General features: G+C 35.4%; 25 protein-coding genes. 9 read left to right on the top strand and 16 right to left on the bottom strand.

Annotated elements, in window-relative coordinates:
- Nucleotides 1-49: 49 nt before the first annotated feature.
- From AC3WTI_RS07265 to AC3WTI_RS07275, 3 genes are all read right to left on the bottom strand, one after another.
- The gene (locus tag AC3WTI_RS07265) at nt 50-796 is read right to left on the bottom strand and encodes a DnaD domain-containing protein (protein ID WP_097841762.1); all 747 of its coding nucleotides are present in this window, start codon (nt 794-796) and stop codon (nt 50-52) included.
- A 287-nt stretch (nt 797-1083) separates the two neighbouring features.
- Nucleotides 1084-2859, bottom strand: a complete 1776-nt coding sequence (locus AC3WTI_RS07270; protein ID WP_097841763.1) for an S-layer homology domain-containing protein — start codon at nt 2857-2859, stop codon at nt 1084-1086.
- Nucleotides 2860-3290: 431 nt separating this feature from the next.
- The gene (locus AC3WTI_RS07275) at nt 3291-3872 is read right to left on the bottom strand and encodes a TetR/AcrR family transcriptional regulator (RefSeq protein WP_087958996.1); all 582 of its coding nucleotides are present in this window, start codon (nt 3870-3872) and stop codon (nt 3291-3293) included.
- Between the two features lie 222 nt (nt 3873-4094).
- Here AC3WTI_RS07275 and AC3WTI_RS07280 point away from each other — a divergent pair, with 222 nt between their 5' ends.
- Nucleotides 4095-5339, top strand: coding sequence for an MFS transporter (locus AC3WTI_RS07280; RefSeq protein WP_087958995.1), 1245 nt, complete (start codon nt 4095-4097; stop codon nt 5337-5339).
- Nucleotides 5340-5505: 166 nt separating this feature from the next.
- Here the strand turns inward: AC3WTI_RS07280 and AC3WTI_RS07285 are convergent, their stop codons facing one another.
- The gene (locus AC3WTI_RS07285) at nt 5506-5964 is read right to left on the bottom strand and encodes a hypothetical protein (RefSeq protein ID WP_097841764.1); all 459 of its coding nucleotides are present in this window, start codon (nt 5962-5964) and stop codon (nt 5506-5508) included.
- Between the two features lie 326 nt (nt 5965-6290).
- Between AC3WTI_RS07285 and AC3WTI_RS07290 the strand changes: the two genes are divergently transcribed.
- Nucleotides 6291-6998, top strand: coding sequence for a DNA alkylation repair protein (locus tag AC3WTI_RS07290; protein ID WP_087958993.1), 708 nt, complete (start codon nt 6291-6293; stop codon nt 6996-6998).
- 77 nt (nt 6999-7075) lie between these two features.
- Here the strand turns inward: AC3WTI_RS07290 and AC3WTI_RS07295 are convergent, their stop codons facing one another.
- Nucleotides 7076-7408: a DUF3895 domain-containing protein gene (locus tag AC3WTI_RS07295; RefSeq protein ID WP_087958992.1), complete on the bottom strand. Its 333-nt coding sequence runs from the start codon at nt 7406-7408 to the stop codon at nt 7076-7078.
- 406 nt (nt 7409-7814) lie between these two features.
- On the opposite strand from AC3WTI_RS07295, the gene AC3WTI_RS07300 reads away from it, so the two are divergent.
- Nucleotides 7815-8915: an S-layer homology domain-containing protein gene (locus AC3WTI_RS07300; protein WP_087958990.1), complete on the top strand. Its 1101-nt coding sequence runs from the start codon at nt 7815-7817 to the stop codon at nt 8913-8915.
- Between the two features lie 129 nt (nt 8916-9044).
- On the opposite strand, the gene AC3WTI_RS07305 is transcribed toward AC3WTI_RS07300, so the two are convergent.
- On the bottom strand, nt 9045-9503 hold the full coding sequence (locus AC3WTI_RS07305; protein ID WP_087958989.1) for a VOC family protein: 459 nt from the start codon (nt 9501-9503) through the stop codon (nt 9045-9047).
- 360 nt (nt 9504-9863) lie between these two features.
- Here AC3WTI_RS07305 and AC3WTI_RS07310 point away from each other — a divergent pair, with 360 nt between their 5' ends.
- The gene (locus AC3WTI_RS07310) at nt 9864-10274 is read left to right on the top strand and encodes a DUF4279 domain-containing protein (protein ID WP_087958988.1); all 411 of its coding nucleotides are present in this window, start codon (nt 9864-9866) and stop codon (nt 10272-10274) included.
- 99 nt (nt 10275-10373) lie between these two features.
- Here the strand turns inward: AC3WTI_RS07310 and AC3WTI_RS07315 are convergent, their stop codons facing one another.
- The 4 genes from AC3WTI_RS07315 to phaZ form a co-directional block, all read right to left on the bottom strand.
- Nucleotides 10374-10574: an NETI motif-containing protein gene (locus AC3WTI_RS07315; RefSeq protein ID WP_000166305.1), complete on the bottom strand. Its 201-nt coding sequence runs from the start codon at nt 10572-10574 to the stop codon at nt 10374-10376.
- Nucleotides 10558-11754 carry an MFS transporter gene (locus AC3WTI_RS07320; RefSeq protein ID WP_097841765.1) on the bottom strand — a complete coding sequence of 399 codons (1197 nt, stop codon included), beginning with the start codon at nt 11752-11754 and terminating at the stop codon, nt 10558-10560. Before AC3WTI_RS07320 ends, AC3WTI_RS07315 begins: the two co-directional genes overlap by 17 nt.
- Before the next feature lie 113 nt (nt 11755-11867).
- The gene (locus AC3WTI_RS07325; RefSeq protein ID WP_087958986.1) at nt 11868-12095 is read right to left on the bottom strand and encodes a hypothetical protein; all 228 of its coding nucleotides are present in this window, start codon (nt 12093-12095) and stop codon (nt 11868-11870) included.
- A 60-nt stretch (nt 12096-12155) separates the two neighbouring features.
- Complete coding sequence (gene phaZ, locus AC3WTI_RS07330) at nt 12156-13073, bottom strand: intracellular short-chain-length polyhydroxyalkanoate depolymerase (RefSeq protein ID WP_142286786.1); 918 nt, start codon at nt 13071-13073, stop codon at nt 12156-12158.
- Nucleotides 13074-13247: 174 nt separating this feature from the next.
- Here phaZ and AC3WTI_RS07335 point away from each other — a divergent pair, with 174 nt between their 5' ends.
- The 3 genes from AC3WTI_RS07335 to AC3WTI_RS07345 all read left to right on the top strand — a co-directional run bounded on the left by AC3WTI_RS07335 (nt 13248) and on the right by AC3WTI_RS07345 (nt 16240).
- Nucleotides 13248-13664, top strand: a complete 417-nt coding sequence (locus AC3WTI_RS07335) for a MarR family winged helix-turn-helix transcriptional regulator (RefSeq protein ID WP_139365427.1) — start codon at nt 13248-13250, stop codon at nt 13662-13664.
- A gap of 15 nt (nt 13665-13679) precedes the next feature.
- Nucleotides 13680-14879: an MFS transporter gene (locus AC3WTI_RS07340; RefSeq protein WP_087958983.1), complete on the top strand. Its 1200-nt coding sequence runs from the start codon at nt 13680-13682 to the stop codon at nt 14877-14879.
- Between the two features lie 101 nt (nt 14880-14980).
- A complete protein-coding gene (locus AC3WTI_RS07345) occupies nt 14981-16240 on the top strand; it encodes a serine hydrolase domain-containing protein (RefSeq protein WP_492304349.1) in 1260 nt (419 codons plus the stop codon).
- A gap of 54 nt (nt 16241-16294) precedes the next feature.
- Here AC3WTI_RS07345 and AC3WTI_RS07350 read toward each other — a convergent pair whose 3' ends face one another.
- Genes AC3WTI_RS07350 through AC3WTI_RS07360 form a run of 3 tightly spaced genes read right to left on the bottom strand, consistent with a single transcriptional unit; the run spans nt 16295 to nt 18221 of the window.
- On the bottom strand, nt 16295-17083 hold the full coding sequence (locus AC3WTI_RS07350) for an ABC transporter permease subunit (protein WP_087958981.1): 789 nt from the start codon (nt 17081-17083) through the stop codon (nt 16295-16297).
- A complete protein-coding gene (locus tag AC3WTI_RS07355; RefSeq protein ID WP_087958980.1) occupies nt 17080-17985 on the bottom strand; it encodes an ABC transporter ATP-binding protein in 906 nt (301 codons plus the stop codon). The genes AC3WTI_RS07350 and AC3WTI_RS07355 overlap by 4 nt, the downstream gene beginning before the upstream one ends.
- The gene (locus tag AC3WTI_RS07360; RefSeq protein ID WP_087958979.1) at nt 17982-18221 is read right to left on the bottom strand and encodes a PLD nuclease N-terminal domain-containing protein; all 240 of its coding nucleotides are present in this window, start codon (nt 18219-18221) and stop codon (nt 17982-17984) included. The genes AC3WTI_RS07355 and AC3WTI_RS07360 overlap by 4 nt, the downstream gene beginning before the upstream one ends.
- Before the next feature lie 123 nt (nt 18222-18344).
- Here AC3WTI_RS07360 and AC3WTI_RS07365 point away from each other — a divergent pair, with 123 nt between their 5' ends.
- Nucleotides 18345-18890: a transcriptional regulator gene (locus AC3WTI_RS07365; protein ID WP_097841767.1), complete on the top strand. Its 546-nt coding sequence runs from the start codon at nt 18345-18347 to the stop codon at nt 18888-18890.
- 154 nt (nt 18891-19044) lie between these two features.
- Here the strand turns inward: AC3WTI_RS07365 and AC3WTI_RS07370 are convergent, their stop codons facing one another.
- The gene (locus AC3WTI_RS07370; RefSeq protein ID WP_370452560.1) at nt 19045-19341 is read right to left on the bottom strand and encodes a DUF5360 family protein; all 297 of its coding nucleotides are present in this window, start codon (nt 19339-19341) and stop codon (nt 19045-19047) included.
- Here AC3WTI_RS07370 and AC3WTI_RS07375 point away from each other — a divergent pair.
- The gene (locus AC3WTI_RS07375) at nt 19340-19438 is read left to right on the top strand and encodes a YjcZ family sporulation protein (protein WP_087958976.1); all 99 of its coding nucleotides are present in this window, start codon (nt 19340-19342) and stop codon (nt 19436-19438) included. The genes AC3WTI_RS07370 and AC3WTI_RS07375 overlap by 2 nt on opposite strands.
- Before the next feature lie 22 nt (nt 19439-19460).
- Here the strand turns inward: AC3WTI_RS07375 and AC3WTI_RS07380 are convergent, their stop codons facing one another.
- Nucleotides 19461-20213, bottom strand: a complete 753-nt coding sequence (locus AC3WTI_RS07380; RefSeq protein WP_097841768.1) for a DUF7225 domain-containing protein — start codon at nt 20211-20213, stop codon at nt 19461-19463.
- 768 nt (nt 20214-20981) lie between these two features.
- Nucleotides 20982-22211, bottom strand: coding sequence for a serine hydrolase domain-containing protein (locus AC3WTI_RS07385; RefSeq protein ID WP_097841769.1), 1230 nt, complete (start codon nt 22209-22211; stop codon nt 20982-20984).
- Between the last annotated feature and the right edge of the window lie 123 nt (nt 22212-22334).

Below are 22334 nucleotides of genomic sequence, written 5' to 3' on the forward strand. Positions count from 1 at the left end.
CTATTTTGAAAGAACCTTTTTGAATAGGAAAAATCCTTCTTTTCTCATGTTATGGATCATGTAAACAGACTTCTCCTTCCTTTCTTCCACTGAAATCCCCCCGTCCTTTCTTAAACCAATTCCTCAAAATCCCCTTCACATAAGCAAACGTTCGCTTATTCTGTTCAAACGCAATTTTAAGTGCCTCTAGTACTGTCTCTCCTGAAAATTTTTGTATCCACTCTTTCAATTCCTTCACGATATATGGGGATAGACTACTCATATGTTGTTCGTAAAACTTATACACTTCACTATGCGAAGTATCCTCTTCTATCTCTTCTATCTCTTCTTCCTTCTCCTCGGTAACTACTTGTAAACTACTATTATCCTCTTCTGCCGGCATACCAAAATGCTGCAATAACAATGGAATCTTCCATTCTTCTTCCAGACATGTACGTAAAAACATATGTATGAATTCTTTATTTTTTACAGTCTTTAACTCACGTAACACACATTTTTCTACATTCGTATTTAAAATAGGGTTATAGTGTAGCCAATTTAATATGTATAACTCTTTCGTTTCCGCATCGTATAAAATCTTTCCGTATTCAACAAACCTATTTAATAACTTCTCAACAGTCTCCATATTGTAGCCTGTTTCAAGTTCTGCCACACGCTTCGGTAATACGTAAATTCCACATTGCTTCGTTTTCGTACTAGTTAACAAATATATGTAAAAATAACGCTCCTCTGGCGTTAAATCTAATATGAATTCATCTTGCCAAAAGTTCACCTGCACATTACGGTACACAGCCATATGTTTTCCTCCTCCTTTTAGTTTTAAAAAGGCAGAATTCAATCCTTCAATATACATATAGGAATAAAGAGTTTGTTTTGGCATTTGAATTCCAAATTTTTTTAACTACTACAACGCCGGTTTTATTTTTTCGCTCTTTTTTGTTCTTGTAGTTGTTTTTGTTTTGTTTTTTCTTAGTGATTTATTACTTGGTAGGTGCTTATAAGGGGCTTGGAAGGGGCTTCATAGGGGCTAAAAAAAAGAGCTGTTCCAATTTTTCATGTTGGATAGCTCCTTTACCATTCTTTCTATTTTTGACTTGCATCTAACATCTTCACTAAAAAGGCAGCTGCCTCACCACGAGTTGTTGTACCTTTAGGGTTAAACTCATTATTTCCAACACCAGTAACTACCTGTAAACTATATAATCGTTGAACAGGCTGTTTATATGTGATCAAATGTTTATCCCTAAATGGTAATGCGACTAATTCACCTATAACACCTTTATACTGTAAGGCGTTGTCAATCATGATAGATGCTTCTTCACGAGTGATTGGCGCATTCGGGTCAAAAATCCCTCCGCCACGACCGCTAATAATTCCTGCACTTGCACTACGTTTAATACCGTCATGAAGTGATGGGTGCGCTTTGTTAATATCTACAAATGACTTATTTCCTTCTGGGAGTTTAAGAGCATTTGAGATTAATGTCGCAAACTCAGCTCTCGTTACATTACGATAAGGCGCGAATACACCATTTCCTTCTCCGTGCATAATACCTAGACTGTGTAGTTTACGAATATGTCCCTCAAACCATCCACCTGTAATATCATCTTTTGGCTTTTGTACTTCTTCTTTTGGTACATTGTAGTTAATCTTAATCCAACTTGGATTATAGAAGATCCACTCTCCATTTCCTACTTTGTACCAACCGTTTTTAACTGCTAACACTTTGTAACGGTCACCTTTTGAAGCTTTACGAACAATATGATGCTCAAGGTCCGCACCACTACGTACGTTTATACCGTCACCATTCACTACAAGCTCCATGTTAGGTTCAGCTGGATTATATTCATTTGAATCAAATAGCTCGTTTCTTTCTTGTAAAGGCGAGTCAATTTGTGCGTTAACATTTGCATACCATTGAATACCTTGTACGAAGCCAGTCCAATTCCCACGAGAAATTAAAATATCAGGACAGTTTTTTCCGCTCCATTGTTGATGCCTGTAAATATGGTCCGCACTAATTCCTTCTTTATTCATTAAGTAACCTGCAAGTCGCTTCGCATTCTCTAACGCTTTATTGTAATCTCCATCTTGGTTAACTGAAATTTCAATCCCAATAGATTCTCTATTTCCTGAGCCATCACCATCTCCTGCATGCCAACCGTTTTCATTTGTTGGTAAGTGCTGATAGATTTGTTTATCGTCTACAGTAAAATGCCATGAAGCAGTTCGGAACGTACCTTCCGTTGCTTGTTTATACAAGTATTTCGCATGATTTTCAGCATTCGCACCACGAGCTGTGTTTGCAGTCTCGTGAATTGTAATGTAACGTGCTTTCATCGGATTGGCAGGGCGAATATCAGGATTTCCTGCTGGAACAATCCACTCTACAAACGGAGTACCTGCAAGAGTTCCATATTTCTTTGTAGTCATCGATGCACTATACTGAATCGCTCTTGGTTTTTCAACCGGCTTCATTTCGCGAGTAGAACCATCATTTCGACCGTCTACATGTTCAAATGCCTTTTCAATATTTGAAATAGCTTCTTCTTCCGCTACTTGACCTTTTTTCGCTTCTTTCATTTTATGTAACTCTTCAGTTTCATCATGTTTATGCTTATATTCTTCTAGGAGAATTTTCTCGTTTTCTGATACTTCCGCTTCATTAATTTGCATGTAATCTGAAGTTTCTAGATTGAAATCAGAATAACTTAATCCGTTCGTTCCACGTTCTCCTTGTGCGATACGAAGTTGATCAGCTTGAGGGTGTTTACTCTCTTCTGCTGATATCACTAAAGGTGCGCTCCCTAACATTACTAAACTTGTTGATAATGTGATTACTCGTTTTTTAATATTCATTGCTGTAGGAAATACCTACACAGTTCGTGTAAGTATCTTAACCTCCCTTTATTTTCTCATTAGTGAAAGACTATAAATCTACTATGTTTATTTCACCCTTTTATAAATACTTTCCCCAGCAGGTGAATGATAGTTTCTATAAAATTCCTTAACAGACATTATTTTAAAACCAATTGTAATTGCCGTCAAAAGCACTTATCCACCTTACACTCCACTACTGCTCAAAAAATAGATTAGGATACCTTTTACTAATTCTTCAACAAGAAGGACCTTTATGATTTTTCATAACTATTATGTATCTATTAATCAATCCTATTGCTGTATACTTTCCCCATTTTTAAATATCAATATTTTCACATTGAAAGGAGTTATTATATGGAAAAGATTACTCTTATTTTACTCACTAACATTGAAATACATTTCTGCAAAAGTCATTTTAGTAAAGACACTATTATAGATACCGAATTATCTATAACAGAACGTTCTGGACGTGATTTCATTAACACTGTTAATCCAATTAAGGACGTAACTAATGTTTGCGCTACTGCTTTAGCGTTCAAATCATTTTGTAGTTCACCTGATTGAATTCCCTTCGTAATTAATTCTTGAAAAATAACTGTAAGATACATTTGATGTTCTCTAGTCAGTACTTCAAATTTTTCATTATGAGGAGCAAGTTCAACCATTGTGTTAATACAAAAACAACCTTTACTGAACTCTTTTTTATATTCCTCTTCCACCATATTTTCAAAAAACGTCCGAATAGCTTCTTTTACAGATTGTTCGTTTTGAAGTTTTGTTCGTATATTAGCCGCATGTAAATTTGTGTATCGCCTTAATGCCGCTTCAAATAAACCCTCTTTATCACCAAAGGCTGAATATAAACTTGGCTTTTGTATTTCCATTTTTGCAGTTAATTCACTTAATGAAGTAGCTGCGTATCCCTTCTCCCAAAAAAGTTGCATAGCAGCATCTAAAGCCTTTTCTTCATCAAATTCACGTAGTCGCGCCATTTAAAACCATCTCCTTTCTACATCTAGTTATTAAGACTATACATCATCATTTATGTACCAATCGGTATATTATATATCGTATTAGATTATAAACGACATGTCAAAAATCATAATTAACTCAAAACAAACTTGACATATATATTTCTTCGAGATTATATTTTACTTATAAATAACATACCGTTCGGTACGTTATTTTCAATGATAAAAAAAGGAGCTGATTTTATGAATAGTAAAGAAAAAATGATGACCATTCGAAAACATACTCAGATACATTCACCTGTTCATGCAGCAATGTCTCGTTATATGACTCTATTATTCGCAATAGCTTGTGGGATGACTGTAGCAAATATATACTTCGCCCATCCACTACTTGATTCTTTATCAAATGAATTTAAGATTAGTCATTCAACTATCGGTATTGTGATTACTATTACTCAAATTTGTTATGCAATCGGATTACTTTTATTAGTTCCACTCGGTGACTTATTAAACCAAAAGAAACTTATTATTGCTCAAATGCTTTTATCCGTTATTGCTTTAATTATAATTGGAGTCGCTCCCTCAACCATCGTACTTTTTATAGGTATGGCCTTAGTAGGAATTCTTGCAACTGTTACGCAAACACTTGTCGCATACGCATCAATTTTAGCTAATCCAGCAGAACGTGGACGCGTAGTAGGTTTCGTTACAAGTGGCGTTGTCATAGGTATTCTCCTTGCTCGTACATTTGCAGGCACATTAACAGATTTAGCTGGATGGCGATCTGTTTATCTCACCTCCGCTATTCTTTTACTCTTCGTAACTGTTTTGTTACACCGAAATTTACCTACTCTTGAACATAAAAAAGTGACAACTATGCCTTACCGAAAATTATTATACTCTGTTCTCTTATTATTTGTGGAAGAACGACTCTTACGCATTCGCGGAATATTAGCATTGCTTATTTTCACTTCATTCAGTATTTTATGGACTTCTTTAGTATTGCCTCTAAGTGCTACACCACTTAACCTTTCGCATACAGCTATTGGTGCGTTCGGTCTTGCTGGAGTGGCGGGTGCATTAGCGGCTACTAAAGCTGGACAATTAGCTGATAAAGGATTAGGACAAAAAACAACTGGCATAGCCTTATCATTATTAATACTTTCATGGCTCCTAATTAAATCTATTAACCACTCTCTATTATTACTAATTTTCGGCATTATCCTTTTAGATTTAGCTGTGCAAGCTGTACATGTCACCAATCAAAGTATGCTGTTCACAGTGCGTCCCGAAGCAAGAAGTCGACTCACTGCCAGTTACATGATTTTTTATTCTATCGGTAGTGCAATAGGTGCAATTCTTTCAACAAATACGTATGCAAAATATGGTTGGGATGGAGTATGTATATTAGGTGTATCTGTTAGTGCTTGTGCTCTTATATTTTGGATAATAACCTTACGGCGATCATCACAGCTGAAAGAGGAATAATTTATTTATATTTAATACGTGTTTTTCTACAAGACTATAAAATCGCATGTACTTTTCAACACAAATCAACGGCATTTTCATATGAAAAATGCCGTTGATTCCAAACTATTATGTATACGATTCGCTATTTCATGATAATAGATTCTATACTAGCGAAATACATCTATTACAAACTCCCTTTAACATTTTCGACGATCTCATTTATCGTATTTCGATCAAACTTATCACTAATTTCGTATGACTCACGATCTCCTACTAGTTGTACACCCACGATATCGTTGCGGTTCTTACCAAATTGCACTTCAATAATAGCTCCCCGCTCTACTTGTTTCCAAATGTAACCTGCTTCATCTTTATTATCTAAAATAATACAGTCCTCAATATTTTCATCAATCCCTATTAACTTGTTGTCATCTATAAATCCAACCTCGTATTGTTGACGTTCTTTCGCTTTGCCACTTACTAATATACCTTTGCTACCATATGAGTAATCCATATAGTCCTTTTTCTCAGATTGTACCGCTTTCGTCTCTTGTGCTTTAGTTTTTTCATCGTTCCCACAACCCATAATTAAACTGATTGGCATCACCGTAGCTAGTACCACTCTAGTAAATTTCTTTATCATTTAGAATCGACCTCACATATTTAATATAAAACTCCATTTATTAAAGGATAACATGATACTACAGCAAAAACGTCAAAGAGAAAGCATTATTTACATCCCCTCACTATGCGGAGAGCCATACATCCATATTATTTCTCCCCCTTTTTATCTTCATGTTGTATATTCACAATAATAAATAACTAACTGAATTATTGATAAATGACACAAAGTAGACATCCTACCCACATAAGACTTAAAATTGAGAAGTATGGAAGACATGCTAAAAAATATAGGCTAGATGCTCACAATTAAAATGGTCTTTATATTAAGGAAGGAAGTGCACAGCTTTGGATTTTAAAACAATTATGCAGGAGCTTGAAGCCCTAGGCAAGGAAAGAACGAAAAAAATATACATATCTAACGGTGCGCACGAGCCAGTTTTCGGCGTAGCCACAGGTGCGATGAAACCAATCGCTAAAAAAATAAAATTAAATCAAGAATTAGCTGAAGAACTTTATGCCACGGGTAACTACGATGCTATGTACTTTGCAGGCATTATCGCGGATCCGAAAGCTATGAGTGAATCGGATTTTAATCGCTGGATGGATGGGGCGTATTTTTATATGCTATCTGATTATGTAGTAGCAGTAACTTTATCCGAGTCAGATATTGCACAAGATGTTGCTGACAAATGGATTGCAAGTGGAGACGAGCTACGAATGTCTGCAGGCTGGAGTTGCTACTGTTGGCTTTTAGGAAATCGCAAAGACAACGAATTTGCCGAAAGCAAAATTGCCGCTATGCTTGAAATGGTGAAAAATACAATCCATGATTCGCCAGAACGAACAAAATCCGCTATGAATAATTTCCTAAACACGGTAGCAATTTCATATGTACCACTACATGAAAAGGCAGTCGAAATCGCAAAAGAGGTTGGTATAGTTGAAATAAAACGTGAAAATAAAAAGAACAGTTTGCTAAATGCTACAGAAAGTATTCAGAAAGAACTTGATAGAGGAAGACTTGGTTTCAAACGTAAGTATGTTAGATGTTAAATGATCAAAAAGGTGTCAATCTAAGCAAGATTGACACCTTTTTGATGAGAAAAACGTATAAATTCCCCTTGTACACCTTATCCGTTAAACATTTCTTCATTCAATTTATAAACTCTATCTCTTTTCTCATCACTTTTGACAAAAATAAGCTTGCCTTCTTTAACAAAACCTTCTAATAGTAAGCATACTTCTCCATATGCTTTAGGCTTATTCGTTGTGAATCTTTCATCTGATATTTTTCCAGCTCGTATTAATTGTTCGCATAACTCAAGAGCACTTATTTCTTCAGAATCCACTAATTCCAATATATCTTTTTGCAATGGCGATAAAGGTACTGGTATTTCAACTACCTCCACCGTTTCTTTCTCGTTTTCTTCTTCAAATAAATCTTCAAATGAAATTTGATTCATACTTCTATTCCTTTCTAACGATTAATTTGTAAAACATGAACTGAATCCTATAGCGTAGTTATTGTTATGTATTACTTACCTTTTCACATAAGTCTCAAACTCATGTACATCGTTTCATATAGTATGTTTTGATTATACCAAATATACGTTCTGTCTTCTATTGTAGATTGAAAAAAGACGCGTTTTACTGTTCGCAAATAGCAAAAATGAGTTTTTATATACTTTTGTTGAATTGATTTATAAATAAGATGATTAAGTTTCATGCAGGTTAGAAAAATAGACATTTATTCCATAGAAATTTATGGTAAATATTCATTAATTACATGTTATAATCACGATGTAAACATTAAATTATATTAAATGTTTAGGTTATTCAATTCGTTTCATATAACAAGGGGGTTCACAAATGGGAAGAAAAACAAGGAAAGTTAAAAAGTTTTTTGGATTCGTACTAACCGCAGCACTAGCAACTACAACGATGGTAGGCACAGTAAATGCAGAAACAACTACGAAAACAAACGGTAATGAAAAAAGCTATACGGTAGTTAGCAATAATGACACTGTATTTACAGATGTACCAAAGGACCACTGGTCAAAAGTTGCTATTGATTACTTAGCAGCAGCAGGGATTTATAAGGGGTATGGAAATGGGAAATTTGGTTTTGGGGACAACATCACTAGAGGTCAGGTAGCTTCTTTAGTCAATCGATATTTAGGTTTAAAAGCAGACGATAAACAAGGAAATATGTTTAGTGATATTACAAATCATATGTTTGAAAAAGATATTAAAGCCATTGCGCAAGCTGGAATTATGAAAGGTGATGGAACAGGTACATTTCGTCCAGATGATGTATTAACTCGTTATGAGATGGCAGTAATATTACAAAAAGCATTTCATTTAGAGTTTAAAGGACAAGAGAAATTTAAAGACGTACCAAAAGGTCATTGGGCTTATGAAGCTGTAAATACACTGCGTAGTAACCGTATAGCACAAGGTGACGAGGCAGGTAATTTTAACGGAAACATGATTGTGAAGCGTGAGCAATATGCACAATTTTTCTATAATGCAATAGCTAAAAACAGAGATTATAATTTCAACATCAATTCAAAAGAAGAATTGAAACAAATGCTAACAACAGCTTTACATAATGGAACGTTTGGTCCATTTAAATTAAATTCATTGGGTAAAGATCTATCTGACGTAAAAAAAGAATATGGAGTGCCTGATGTTTTGAAAAAAGCACCATGTACAGAATGTGATGCACCTAATATAGCAGTATACGGCGATTATAATATTGACATGTACCCTTCGGACGCAAGACATATATGGGTAAAAATGGATATAACTATCAATGAATTAAAAGAGTGGTTTGGTGAACCCGATGAAATCGGGGGAGATATGACTAGCGAAGGCTTTATATATAATCGAGGAAGCTATTATCTTTATTTCAGCTTCTCTGATGGTTATATTCAACGCGCTGAAATATCTAATCATGAATATAATTAATAAGTTACAAACAATATAAATATATAAATCATAAAAAATCCTTCAAGAACATGCCTTTTCTTGAGGGATTTTATTTTCCCCTATCTATTTAACAAAATCCAAAGCTATAAAACTCCTACTGATTAAAATTTATTTTTCTTCATGCTCAGCATCCCATTCACTTAAATACGTTGCATATTCTAATTCATCTGGATCATCATGTAACATAGAAATAAACTCTAATTTATTTCCATCACACTCTAGAAAATATACGCTTGCAGCTGGCATCCACCTTTGAACAATTGGCTCTTCATTTCCTTTCCCTTGACTCCCAACTACCTCTATTCCACGCTCACCTAACCATAATTTAGAAGTCTTTAAAAACTCTAAATCTACACGAAAAGCGAAGTGTTTCGTCTCAAAATCTTCATTACTATGTACTTCCCATAACCCGAGCATTTGCTCTTTATTTTCTCCTACCCAAAAGAACGCAACTCGTCTATTCGATAATTTTTTCGCTAATGCTAAACCTAACTTATTTTGATAGAAATCTATCGCTTTTTCTAAATTTCTTACATGTAAATGGGTTTCGTATATGCTTTGTATCATTATATATTCCCCCCTACATTCTGATTTTTAAAAATTTGTTTTGTTTTTATCATACAAATTAATATATTTTTAAGCATCCTACTTTTGTATCATTGTTCTTTCCTACAAAGGTATAGATATTAGCTTTAACTAATGTCCGAACGCCAGAATTCAATTCAATGAAACTAGTGCAGTTTTATTCTCCCCACACTAATCATGCTTTTATAAAAAATTGGCTCTCACCTACTTTTCTCCCATTAAAAGCTTTACTGCCCATTAAAGCAGTATAAAAATTCTATTTACATTCGTAAATTTTTATAATGTAATAAAGTTAACATCTTAATAATAAGAGGAGGAACCGTTCTGGATAAAACTAAAGTTATGGCTTATTTTAATGTAACAGGTGATATATTCCCTGTCGAAGCAATTTCCGATGCCTTAAATATCGAGCCTACAAAAACTTATAAAAAAGGAGATGTTGTTGAAAGACGTGATAATCCAAATCTTGTATCCACAAAAAACCTATATAGAAAAGGGACGGATTGGACTTTAAGCACTGGATACCAAGAGTCATACGATATAAATGATCAGTTGCATGTTATTGTAAAATCTCTTGGAGAGAAAACAGAACCATTAAAACAGCTTAAGAAGAAATATGATTTACATTTTCTTCTTATGGTAGTCATTCAAGTGGAGAATAACGAATCACCCGCGATGTATTTACAAAAAGAGATTATTAATTTTGCTAGTTCCATTCAAGCAGAAATTCATTTTGACCTATATATTTATTAAAAATAAAAACGCTATTGATATTGAAATCAATAGCGTTTTTTTGTGACTATCTATTTTATCTTACTTGTACCCAAAAGCAAATTCTTTTTATATAATGTATTACTTCAATTTCCCCTCAAAGACAATCTTTCTACCGCACGGTTCAACTTCTGTTTTGCCGTTTTTCTTCACTTCATGAAAGATTGGTTCTTCCATACGACGAGACGGTGCATAGCCTTCTTGTTCCATACGTGCTAAGCAATCTGTAATTGTTTCGTTTTCGAGTACTTCAAATTTCTTTTTATTAGGTTGTTTTGTCATGCCCTAACCTACTTTCTATTTTTCTTGATGCGAATTGATTCTTCATGTAGACGATATATAACATTGCGAGAATTCCTATTATAATCATAACCGCAATAAAAAAGCTTGTATACTGTATTTTTTCTATAAATACGCCTCCTAATACAGGTCCCAGTATACTTCCTAAACTAAAGGCGATTCCAGACAATATATTACCTGCTGGCAATAAGTGCCTCGGTAATAAATCTGTCATAAATCCAAGCCCTAAAGAGAAGCACGATCCAATGACCATACCCGCTAATAGCATACAGGCAAAGATGATCCAATAATATTGATCAAATACTGCTGCCAGTAGGAAAATCCCCGTACTTATGCTGAACGTCCACGTTAAAATACGGTCTCTTCCGTATTTATCACTTAATATACCGAGCGGAATTTGTGTAATAATGCCCCCAACTGCAAATGCCGGTAATAAGAAGGATACTTCTGAAACAGACCATCCTTTACGCAGCGCGTATACTGGTAAATTACTGTTTAACATAGCTTCCAGTACGCCGTATGCAAGTGGTCCCAGCAGTGCAATCCATCCTAATCCAACAACTTGTTTATAACGCGAAAATGATGATTCACTCTTCACTTCTCTTTCATCTTGCGCTGGGAATGCATTTTTTGTTGGTAATAGTAACAGCCAACCTATTAGACAAAGTACAGTAGATATAATAAATGGCGTTGCAAGACCGTACTGAACAGTGCTTGCTAAATACGGACCAACCGCAAAACCAATTCCGAAGAATACACCGTATATCGATACTTGTCTACCAATTTTACTCGGGTCTGATGTTGTCGTAATCCATGTTTGTGTTCCGACATGAAGCATATGATCTCCGACTCCAACTAAAAATCTAAGAATAAACCATACCCAAAATGAAAAAGTTTGTGTAAAAAAGAATAATGATATAACAACGAGAAACCCACCAATCACGATAATTGGCTTCATTCCAAACTTTTGCATCGGTTTTTCAAGAAACGGTGAAATAACTAATATCCCAATATATAATGCCGTCGCATGAATACCATTAATACTTGAACTAACCCCTTCTTGTTCAAAAATCATTGCAATGGCCGGTAAGAGCATCCCTTGTGACAAACCTGAGATTGCTACAATTCCAACCATAATCCAAAACGTAAAACGCATTGACATCTCTTTCCCTCTCCTTCTCACGCTGTCCACCTTTCATTATAAACTGTTTCTTCAAATGCGTGTACGAATATTCGTAATAAAAAAGAAGCTAAAAGAATGATTCTTTTAGCTTCTTATCCTTCCCATACCTGCGCTTTCACATTGTAATGAAAGTGCTTGAAATATGGATTTTCATAAAATGATTGGCCATATAAGTAGTGGTGTACATGAGCTATTGGTGGCTGCTGCATTTGTAAAGGAACTACTGTTGTTGAAACTTGCATATACATCGGATCTAGCATTATTTTTGTATATAAGTGATGATTATATGGTGAATGCGCAATTAAGAGCGGATGATGCATGGATAATCTCCCCTTTTACCTACAATGTTATAGTATATGCAATACTTTTACTTTCGGGGATTATTTCTCTTCTAACCAATCCTCTACATGCTTAATAAATACATCTAAGCAGTCTATAAACGGCGAGTGCCCACAATCTTCTAATATCTTCAACTCTGCATTCGGCAAATGTTTTGCTAATTCTTCACCGACTACTTGCGGTACGACATAATCTCTGTCACCTTGTATGACGAGTGTCGGAGCTTTAATGTGATGAATTTTCTTATTTCCCTCTACAACCCCGTTATGTTCATCCGAAATATTAAATGTAATGAGCGCATAATTTACATCCACGAAATTACGCTGCGTTAACATATCGTCTAAATATTTTTCATAGCGATCTGGTTCCGGTTGATTATGTGTATATATTAATAGGTTCCATACTGTACGGTAATATAATTTATTCATATTTTTTATCGCATCTAGCACTGGCGCAATTTGTACGGGATCTTGTGCGATTTCTTCTTTCGTCTTTACTAAACTTGATACGATTGGCTGCCCATTTATATCTTTTTTAAAAATTGGATATCCCTTCATGCCCACTGATTCTACTAAAATTAACTTTTCGACAAACGTTGGATGATTCGCTGTAAATTGCATCGCAACACCACCACCCATTGACCAGCCCATTAATGAAAATTTCTCTAGTTTTAATTGATCGATAAATAGTTTTACATCGACCGCAAAGTCTTGTAATGAATCTATCGATTGATTATATGTTGATTGGCCAAATCCTCTTAAATCAAGAGCGTAAATGTGGTATTGATCTTGCAGCTTTTCAATAACTAAATCCCAATGTTGTGACGATGTCATGTTTCCGTGAATGAGTACAAGAATTTCTGTATTTTGCCTTCCAACTTCCTGATACGCAATCGTTTCTCCGTTCGATAGTGAAACAAACTCCATTGTTGCAGGCTTAATCATCACAAGGTCCCCCATTCTTTTTAATAGAAAGAAAATTCTTTACTTACTTAAAGAATAACATGCAGAATGTATGTTCTCAACAAAAAAGCTATACGAAATTATTACATAAATCAACATGTCTATTACTAGACAATTATAATAAAAAAGGATATAGTTAGCTAGGTAACTAATTTGAAAGGATCTAACTATATGGACGAAAAACAACATTTTTTTCACATTGTCAGCCAGACTTCTCGAAAATTCACAAAGAAATTTAATGAACGCGTATCTCCCACTGGGTTATTTAGTGCGCAATGGGCTGTAATTTTCCGCATCAATCAAACTGGTTCTTGTACGCAAACCGAATTATGTCAGTATTTAAATGTTGAATCACCAACGATGACTCGTACATTAACACGTATGGAAACGATGGGCTGGATTATTCGTACAGAAGGAAAAGATCGCCGTGAGAAGCTTATTTCTTTATCAGAAACAGCGATAAAAATGATTCCGGTATGGCAAGAAGAAGTTGATACTTTCGAAGAAAAGACACTAGAAGGTATTAACGAAGATGAGTTACATCAAGCATTTCAAGTGTTACAACAAATTATTAAAAACTTAGATTAAATTGGAGGGATGACGATGCAAAGTGAAAAACTTTGGACGAAGGATTTCCTCGGAACTTGTTTTAGTAGTCTATTTCTTTTCTTAACATTTTATATGCTCATGACTACTTTGCCTGTCTATGTCATAGACGGCCTAAAAGGAAAACCTGAGGAAATTGGTTTAGTTGCAACTGTTTTTCTTATTTCATCTGTTTTATGTAGACCATTTACAGGAAAATGGCTCGATGAATTAGGGAGAAAGAAAATTTTATTTATTTCATTGTCATTATTTTTAGCTGCTACTGTTATGTATTTTGGTGCACAAAGTTTATTCTTATTACTTGCCCTTCGCTTCTTACATGGTATTGGGTTCGGTATGGCAACAACTGCAACTGGTACGATTGTCACAGATGTTGCGCCCGATCATAGACGAGGCGAAGCACTTGCCTATTTCGGCGTATTCATGAGTTTGCCGATGGTAATTGGTCCTTTTTTAGGTTTAACAATTATTTCTCATTTTTCATTTACTGTACTATTTATCGTTTGTTCCGTATTTTCATTGCTTGCATTTTTATTAGGACTACTTGTAAATATTCCGCATGAAGTACCAGTGAGCAAACAAAAACGAGAAAAAATGAAATGGAAGGACTTAATTGAACCATCCTCTATTCCGATTGCTCTGACAGGATTTGTTTTAGCCTTTTCTTATAGTGGTATTTTATCCTTTATCCCTATTTATGCGAAAGAAATCGGTTTAGGAGAAGTTGCTAGTTACTTCTTTATTTTATACGCACTCGTTGTTGTCATTTCTCGTCCATTTACAGGAAAGATTTTTGATCGCTTCGGTGAAAATGTACTCGTTTACCCAGCTATCATTATTTTCACAATCGGGATGTTCATTTTAAGCCAAGCGCAAACTCCGTTTTGGTTCCTTGGCGCAGGTATGTTAATCGGCTTAGGTTACGGAACATTAATTCCAAGTTTTCAAACGATTGCAATCTCTGCCGCTGCAAACCATCGACGAGGTTCTGCGACAGCTACGTACTTCTCATTCTTTGATAGTGGTCTCGGTTTTGGTTCTTTCATTTTAGGTATCGTCGCAGCGAAATCAAGTTACCATAATATGTATTTTATCGCAGCTATTATCGTTGCATTCACTTTACTACTCTATTATGGCTTACACGGACGAAAACAAAAATTCAAGAAACAACATACAGACGGACAAGTTTCCGCTTAACATGAATAAGGAAAGTAAACTTCCCCGTTTACTTTCCTTATTTTGTATTTCTTTTAATAGAAGCGTATACTTATAATAGAAATAAAAAAGGAGGGACCGATATGAAACTTAAAAAATCTCCCCTACTCTTACTCATAATCACATTCATATTTGTAATTACAGGGCTCGGTTTTACATACTTCAAACATAATAAAACAATCCCATCAAAAAATAACGTGACGAAGAAAAATTGGTTAGATGATCCGTACTTACGTTGGTCGTATACACATATGAAAGAATTCACTTTAATTAACGAGGTGAAAAATAACCCGGATCAAGTTTTCCACTTCTCTACCGCATCGCAAAACTTAGACGATTTTGCTGTGGCGCGTAGATTTGAAAATACAACTCCTCTAAAAAAACTTTTAGACGATAACAAAACGGATGCTTTTGTCGTTGTACATAATGGACAACTTGTATATGAACGATATTTGAATGGATATAACGAGAGTGAGCCTCATGGTATGGCGTCATTAGCGAAGGTTTTTACCGGAGCAATTATACAATCTCTTGCTGAAGAAAACCGCATTGACTTAGAAAAAACAGCTGACACTTATATAAAAGAATTAAAAAATACACCGTTCGGTAATGCCACACTTCAGCAATTAATGGACATGCAAGTTTCTGTAGAATATCCTACTCACGGATATGAACATCCAGCGTTAGAAAATCAAGATGCACAACTATATTTAGCTAGCAATATTTTACCTCGAGGTAAAAACTACGACGGTCCGATGAAAATTTATGATATGTTACGAGAAGCAGAAGAAACTGCAACGCCTGGTTCTGATTTTTCTTACGATAACGGATCAGCGGAAACACTCGTTTGGGTGATTCGAACAATCACGGGTAAATCATTAGCGGAAAATGTTAGCGAGCGCATATGGTCTCAAATTGGTATGGAAGAAAACGCGTATTACGTTACAGATGAAACAAAAGTAGAACAAGCAAGCGCTGGCTTAAATGCAACTGCTAGAGATATGGCTAGATTCGGACAACTACTACTAAATAACGGGGAATATAACGGAAAACAAATCCTCCCTTCTTCTATTACTGAAGATATAAAAAATGTCCAAGAAGGTGAACTTGCAGTTGGCCCCGGGGCTTCCATTTCTTATCATAATCAATGGTGGATACCGCACAATGAACAAGGTGCTTTTGAAGTGTTAGGTAGTTACGGACAAACTCTTTACATCGATCCGAAAGCCAATATGGTCATTGTCCACTTCTCTTCTAACGCTACACCTAGTAATGAAATACATTCCGTTTACTCTAATATGTATATTGATATTGCACATCATTTAGAGAAGCTTCCACAGTAGTGGAAGCTTTTTATTGTTGGGGTGTATTATTTAAACCCATTATCCTCATCACGTTTATTCATAATGAAACTTTTTATTAGCAATCCAATAATACGTTACGAAGAGTGTCAATAAAATCCACACTATAGTTAGTAATCCAGTAATTATTGCGTTTGAATTTACGCCCCCCGTAACTAACGTTTCCATTGCATACTTACTCATACCGGCTGGATTAAGCCGATCCATTATTGGATTCAAACCGACAATTACTCTGCAGGCTAAAAGGAAAACAATTGAAATTAATGCAATAATACCTTGACTGTGAAAAATAGCACTTATCATCGTTGTAAAAGATACGATAAAAAGAACCCAAATTAGATAAAATAGTAATCCAGTAATTAGGTGTGCAAATGGAACAGCAGTAAAAAGAAAATTTACATATAAATAAGAAGTTACGTATCCAATTGTTACACTAAACGCTACCATTACATAGTTTGACACTATTTTCCCACCTACATATGAAGTAACAGTAACGGGCCTTGTTAAAATAAAGGCCAGCATACCATTAGCTTTATCTGTTTGAATTGCACCCATCATAGAAATCACTAGAATCATAAGTCCAAGCTGGTCAAACTGGGATCCCAAAGTAGTCGCTAATACTTCGCCCCCTTTTTGCGCTGCCATACTCAGATCAATTGTAATTCCCTGGCCTCCACCTAACGCTTCTAGAATTGATGGTAAATAATGAGTTACTATCGGTTGTGTTGCACCTAAAAATATAAAAACAATTGGTAGCCAAATGATCTTAAAATCACGTAACATTTGAACACATTCTTTTTTTATCAATACCATTGAGTTATTCATTTTTGCACCACCAATTTCAAGAAAATCTCTTCTAAAGTATCGTTGCTCATTTCAAATTTAACGATGTCCACTTTATGTTCGAGTGCATTTTGTAATAACATATTTTTGCTTATTTCGATACTTTCAACCTTCACTTTGATTTTAAGCCCAACCACTTCTACGTTCTTCACATACGGTAATTTTTTCACAATTTCAATCCACTTTTGATCTTTAGCTGTTATTTCAATAACTAATTTATTTTCACGATTACGATGTAAAAGCTCCGTAATCGTTGTGTCTTCTATTTTTGTTCCATCTTTTATAATGACAAATCGTTCACAGATTTCTTCTGCATCGCTTAAGATGTGGGTTGATAATAAAATGGTTGTATCTTTTTTTATTTCTTCAATCAGATTCAATACTTCCCGCCGGCCGATCGGATCTAATGCGGATACCGGTTCATCCATGACAATAAGCGAAGGTTTATGCAATAATGCTTGTGCAATACCAAGTCGTTGCTTCATTCCACCAGAAAATGTACTAACCTTTTTATTTTCTTCTCCCTTTAGTCCAACTTTCTCCAACATTTTCGGAATCGACTTTGACAATTCTTCTTTTTTCAACCCCGAAAGTTGGCCCATAAACGTAAGCGTTTCTCTCGCTGTCATCCAATGAAAAAAATTTGGATATTGAGGTAGATAACCAATTTCACTTTTCATTTTTGATATTTTTATCCCATTCAATAAAACTTCACCAGCAGTTGGATTAGTAATATCCGAAATTACTTTTATTAATGTGGATTTCCCTGCTCCGTTTGGTCCAATTAATCCGACGCATTCCCCAGCTTGCAATTCCATCGAGAAATTATTGACAGCAATTTTTCCTTTAAATGATTTTGTTACATTTTTAATCTCTAATTTCATAATTTCCCACTGTCCTTTCTCCCTATAACAAAGTACAAGATAGGTCCCAATATATTAACGAAAAGAATAATTAACGTCCATACAAGTACATTTTTTCTTGTTTTCCTATGTCGATATAAATCAATGAATGCAATTAAAACTAAAAGTGCTCCCACTGCAATAACTGGCAATATAATGGGTAGAAAAGCCATAATATCAATGTCTTTAAGATCATTCAATCCATAATGTATTTTCATTGTCATCACTCCTTTTAAATCTCATTATCATTATTGATAATGATAAAATAAAAACAGATGGATTGCAATCATTATTCTCATTATTTATAATGAGAATAAAAAAACGATATATAAGGTGATATAATGAGTAATAAAGTTGAAATTTTAATGCATCCGGTAAGAATGAAAATTTGCCAAGTGTTAATGAGACATAAGGAAGATGGGCTAACACCATTAGAAATGGTAAAAATCATTAAAAATGTACCACAAGCAACACTATATAGACAGTTACAAACTATGGTTGATTCTGGTATTGTCCATGTAATTAAAGAAAAAAAGGTGAAATCTGTTTCTGAAAAATATTACGCAATCAATGAAGAAGATGCAAAAATTGAAGGAAGTGAATGGAAAGGATTATCTGATGATGAAAAGTTAAACTATATTTCTTATTACCAGTTATCACTTATGACACAATATCAAAGTTACCTTAAGAAATTAGAGGAACAAAACAATCAAGAAGATAAGGCTACTTTTTCTGTAGTAGAATTCAAGCTAGATGATGAACACTTTGGAAAATTCCAAAACGAACTTAACGAATTAATGATTAAATACTATAATAACCAAAGTAAAGGCAACGAAATAGAGGCTCCGGTTCGGACTGTCGCTATTACAATTATTCCAGAGACTTAAACTAATCCAATATAAATCATACAGGCCGATGTTTCCTTACCATAGGAAGCATCGGCTATCTTCAGTTCGAAAATTGTTTTGACTTCTGCTGTATGGCTGGCGAAAAAACTAATTTAGCAATTCGAATGTACTTAAAGATCCTATCTTTCTTATATTAAATGAATTCTTTTCTTTCTTTTCTTTCTTTTCTCATATTCGTCTCATACCATCCGCACTCTCTACAAATACTTTTTAAAAAGAAGCATGGGTAAACTAGTAAATATAAATTAGGAATCCACCAAGAAATATCGAAATCTAAACGGATTGTCCAAAATGCTAGAGCTTGTAATCCCGAACAAAAAGTTAAAATTAATGATAAGAACGCAAAGTGGCTCCAAATATGTTTTTGTTTAGAATGTAAATACATGAGCATCCCCCTATTGTTCCCTCTTATTAAAGGAAGAACTATTATGGGATTTTGCGGTAGTTGCGGTTTTTCTGAAGGATTTTCTTTATTAGATGTATTGTTTATTTTATTAATCATCGTTGGAGCTGCTTGCTTCTGCTAAAAAAAGTATAAAAAAGACCCCCTTATAGGAGTGTCTTTTCTACTCTCTTTAAAGAAGAGATATCAACCTCATAAGTATTCCCATATGGTCTAAGCGATGGTATCTCTTCCTTTGGCCCATAAAATAATAGTTTCAAATCATCATCTTTATACTGAACTACGAAGAAATCATCAAATTGATCAAATGTGTTTTGATTGATAGTGATAAATCCTTTTTCTTGGGCAGTTGTTTTAACACTTATTCTTCGCCCATCTTTAATGACATCATATCCATGCTGATTCGTCACTTTGGATAACTCACCATTTGTGTAAAGAACACAAAAAAATTCACCTAGACGACCTATAAGATGCCTTAATTCAGTCGCCTTACAACCAAGAACATTCATTTCAAATCGTAACATTTCAAAGTATGCTTCATATAATTTTTTAATTTGTGAGATTCCTATTTGATACTTATCCTTATAAAAAAGAAGTTTCCCATTATCCCACTCACCTACAACATATTCACAATCTGTCCCTTTAGGTTTGTGAAAAACTAATCCTGTATAGGGATAATTTTCACCTACATATCTATAAGTTTTTTTATTTATATATATAAACAGATTTTTATTAACAGCTCTCCCTTTGTTATAACGGTTATAACAATAATCAGCAGGATTAATACTCCCCGGTTTCGTATTAAATTTTGTTATTAATCTGTCCTTTATCTCTGCCGATGTTACAGTATCGCCTATTTTTTCTTTAAGAGCCTCTATGAATTGCTCATAACTAGTCAATGTAATCCTCTCCTCATGTCTCTCAATAGTTTTAAACCTAGTAGAACTTGCACTCTATAATTTGGCCTAATTGTAGAATAATATATTTAAAGTTCTTCATAGATTCTTATAACTTACTATATAAATTTTACATTTAATTAATTAAATTTCATAGACTATTAGAGTAAAATATAAATTGGAGAATTTTATTAAATGCTCAAAATAAAGATAATACTCCATTAAGAGCTCGTTTATTTAGGAAACGTGTCTTTTTTTTATTGGCTTTTTAAATAAGGTAAACGTGAATAAGTATTATAAAAAGCAGGACAATAATATTAAATTAACTTCCATTCGAAGGAGTTTAAGCCTTGCATGAATGACTATAATGACTATTTGGTTGAGCAATCGATATGTTGTGCCGAAACGTCAATATATTAAAAAAAGGATCTCTCTTTATAAAGAGAGATCCTTTTTTTACTTCTTCTTCTTTTCTGTCGGTTGGCTTTGTTTAGCGAAATTAGATGAATCATCGAAATTCGGTTGCTTTTTACCAGCATTATTACTTCTACCTTTTCCCATATGTAATGCACCTCCTCACGTCCTTACTATTCCCAATAAAAAAATCCTCTTGCATCCAAGAGGATTTTTTGTTGTGCTATTATTAATAATGCCCAACTGTTACCGCAGTACTTCCAACACGGTCCTATCCTAACTTTTAACCATGGTGTCGATCGTGGCCATCAAGCCTATGATTATCTATCCGTCTTGGCGTTTTCCTTTAAACGTACCCTAGTCTTCGATTGCTTGATAAGCCGTAGTCCAGAAGTCTTGGATAAGATGCGATGGGGCCGGAGTGGACATCCCAACCTGTGTGAACAGAATTCCAATAAACTGTTTATCTGGATCAGCGTAAGCTGAAGTACCGGTTCCACCATCCCAGCCGAATTGACCAATAGACGCGTAGTCTCCAAGATAGGTACGCACCGCCATCCCAAAGCCCCAGCCACCTTGGATCCCTTGTCCGAACGACAAATGGACGTTATTTTTGGCCAAATCGTCTCGGTATACTTGTTGTTCCGGAGTAAGACGGTTGGTGGTCATCAGCTGGACTGCGGGTCTAGACAGGATCCGTTTAGTACCGTGCATCCCTTTATTCAAAAGCATCTGCAAATACGCGTGATAATCGTCGACGGTTCCAAGCAGTCCACCACCGCCTGCTTGGAATGCTGGAGGTTTACTATAACGTCCACCCGCCCCCTCATCCCACACGATGAATTCACCTGTCTGCGGATTGGGGTTGAAGGCTGGTGGAAGCCGATCAATCTTGAGCTGAGATACGTAGAATCCAGTGTCCTTCATTCCTAGCGGATCGAATATGCGTTCGTGCAAGAACGACTCGAACGTCTGACCCGTGACCCTGGCAACAAGAACGCCGATTACTTCTATACTGATATGATACTGCCACCGCTCTCCGGGCTGATAGCTTAGCGGAAGTCCACCTAGGCGACGCATAAACTCATCTGGATCGGGCATATCCTGCCCTGGCGTGTCAAATATCCCACTCTCGAAGAACGCGTTCATGATTGGAGAACCCATCAACGTGAGATCCACTCCGAGCCCGAATGTGGAGGTCAACAAGTCTCGTACAGTGATAGGACGCCGTGCTGGGACGGTCTCTTCTAGCGGGCCATCGGGCTGTTTCAACACTTTCCGGTCTGCAAGTTCCGGTAGCCATTTGTCTACTGGGTCGTCTAAATGCAGTTTGCACTCATCGAGCAGAACCATTACTGGTGAAACTGCGATTGGCTTGCTAGTGGACGCCAATCGAAAAATCGTGTCCCGACGCATTGGTGCACCACCATCATGCCTCATTGTTCCAAGCGCTTCGACATGCGTCTCGCCGTTTCGGCTGACTAAGGCGACGAGCCCAGGAATCTTTCCAGAATCGACATGCCGCGCCAATATATTGCGCATTTTGCGCAATCCTGTTTCAGAAAAGCCCTTATTGTTTTGTCCCATTTTGTTCTCCTTTAGTTTAGATTAAGATTTCTAATACATATTGACAATCAATTATTAGTTCTTCAAATAGAAAAATTCCCCTTTTTAATAATTTCGACAAAATGCATTTATATACATGGAGAC

This window comes from Bacillus sp. EB106-02-03-XG38 (assembly GCF_058792175.1).

Bases quoted from the DNA above. Each gene is read 5' to 3' on its own strand.
- AC3WTI_RS07385 (WP_097841769.1), bottom strand. From the start codon at position 22,211: ATGGGACAAAACAATAAGGGCTTTTCTGAAACAGGATTGCGCAAAATG.
- AC3WTI_RS07265 (WP_097841762.1), bottom strand. From the start codon at position 796: ATGGCTGTGTACCGTAATGTGCAGGTGAACTTTTGGCAAGATGAATTC.
- AC3WTI_RS07365 (WP_097841767.1), top strand. From the start codon at position 18,345: ATGAGTAATAAAGTTGAAATTTTAATGCATCCGGTAAGAATGAAAATT.
- AC3WTI_RS07375 (WP_087958976.1), top strand. From the start codon at position 19,340: ATGGGATTTTGCGGTAGTTGCGGTTTTTCTGAAGGATTTTCTTTATTA.
- AC3WTI_RS07345 (WP_492304349.1), top strand. From the start codon at position 14,981: ATGAAACTTAAAAAATCTCCCCTACTCTTACTCATAATCACATTCATA.
- AC3WTI_RS07315 (WP_000166305.1), bottom strand. From the start codon at position 10,574: ATGACAAAACAACCTAATAAAAAGAAATTTGAAGTACTCGAAAACGAA.
- AC3WTI_RS07270 (WP_097841763.1), bottom strand. From the start codon at position 2,859: ATGAATATTAAAAAACGAGTAATCACATTATCAACAAGTTTAGTAATG.
- AC3WTI_RS07340 (WP_087958983.1), top strand. From the start codon at position 13,680: ATGCAAAGTGAAAAACTTTGGACGAAGGATTTCCTCGGAACTTGTTTT.
- AC3WTI_RS07350 (WP_087958981.1), bottom strand. From the start codon at position 17,083: ATGAATAACTCAATGGTATTGATAAAAAAAGAATGTGTTCAAATGTTA.
- AC3WTI_RS07305 (WP_087958989.1), bottom strand. From the start codon at position 9,503: ATGATACAAAGCATATACGAAACCCATTTACATGTAAGAAATTTAGAA.
- AC3WTI_RS07355 (WP_087958980.1), bottom strand. From the start codon at position 17,985: ATGAAATTAGAGATTAAAAATGTAACAAAATCATTTAAAGGAAAAATT.
- AC3WTI_RS07310 (WP_087958988.1), top strand. From the start codon at position 9,864: ATGGCTTATTTTAATGTAACAGGTGATATATTCCCTGTCGAAGCAATT.
- AC3WTI_RS07285 (WP_097841764.1), bottom strand. From the start codon at position 5,964: ATGATAAAGAAATTTACTAGAGTGGTACTAGCTACGGTGATGCCAATC.
- phaZ (WP_142286786.1), bottom strand. From the start codon at position 13,073: ATGGGGGACCTTGTGATGATTAAGCCTGCAACAATGGAGTTTGTTTCA.
- AC3WTI_RS07325 (WP_087958986.1), bottom strand. From the start codon at position 12,095: ATGCATCATCCGCTCTTAATTGCGCATTCACCATATAATCATCACTTA.
- AC3WTI_RS07275 (WP_087958996.1), bottom strand. From the start codon at position 3,872: ATGGCGCGACTACGTGAATTTGATGAAGAAAAGGCTTTAGATGCTGCT.
- AC3WTI_RS07300 (WP_087958990.1), top strand. From the start codon at position 7,815: ATGGGAAGAAAAACAAGGAAAGTTAAAAAGTTTTTTGGATTCGTACTA.
- AC3WTI_RS07295 (WP_087958992.1), bottom strand. From the start codon at position 7,408: ATGAATCAAATTTCATTTGAAGATTTATTTGAAGAAGAAAACGAGAAA.
- AC3WTI_RS07360 (WP_087958979.1), bottom strand. From the start codon at position 18,221: ATGAAAATACATTATGGATTGAATGATCTTAAAGACATTGATATTATG.
- AC3WTI_RS07320 (WP_097841765.1), bottom strand. From the start codon at position 11,754: ATGTCAATGCGTTTTACGTTTTGGATTATGGTTGGAATTGTAGCAATC.
- AC3WTI_RS07280 (WP_087958995.1), top strand. From the start codon at position 4,095: ATGAATAGTAAAGAAAAAATGATGACCATTCGAAAACATACTCAGATA.
- AC3WTI_RS07335 (WP_139365427.1), top strand. From the start codon at position 13,248: ATGGACGAAAAACAACATTTTTTTCACATTGTCAGCCAGACTTCTCGA.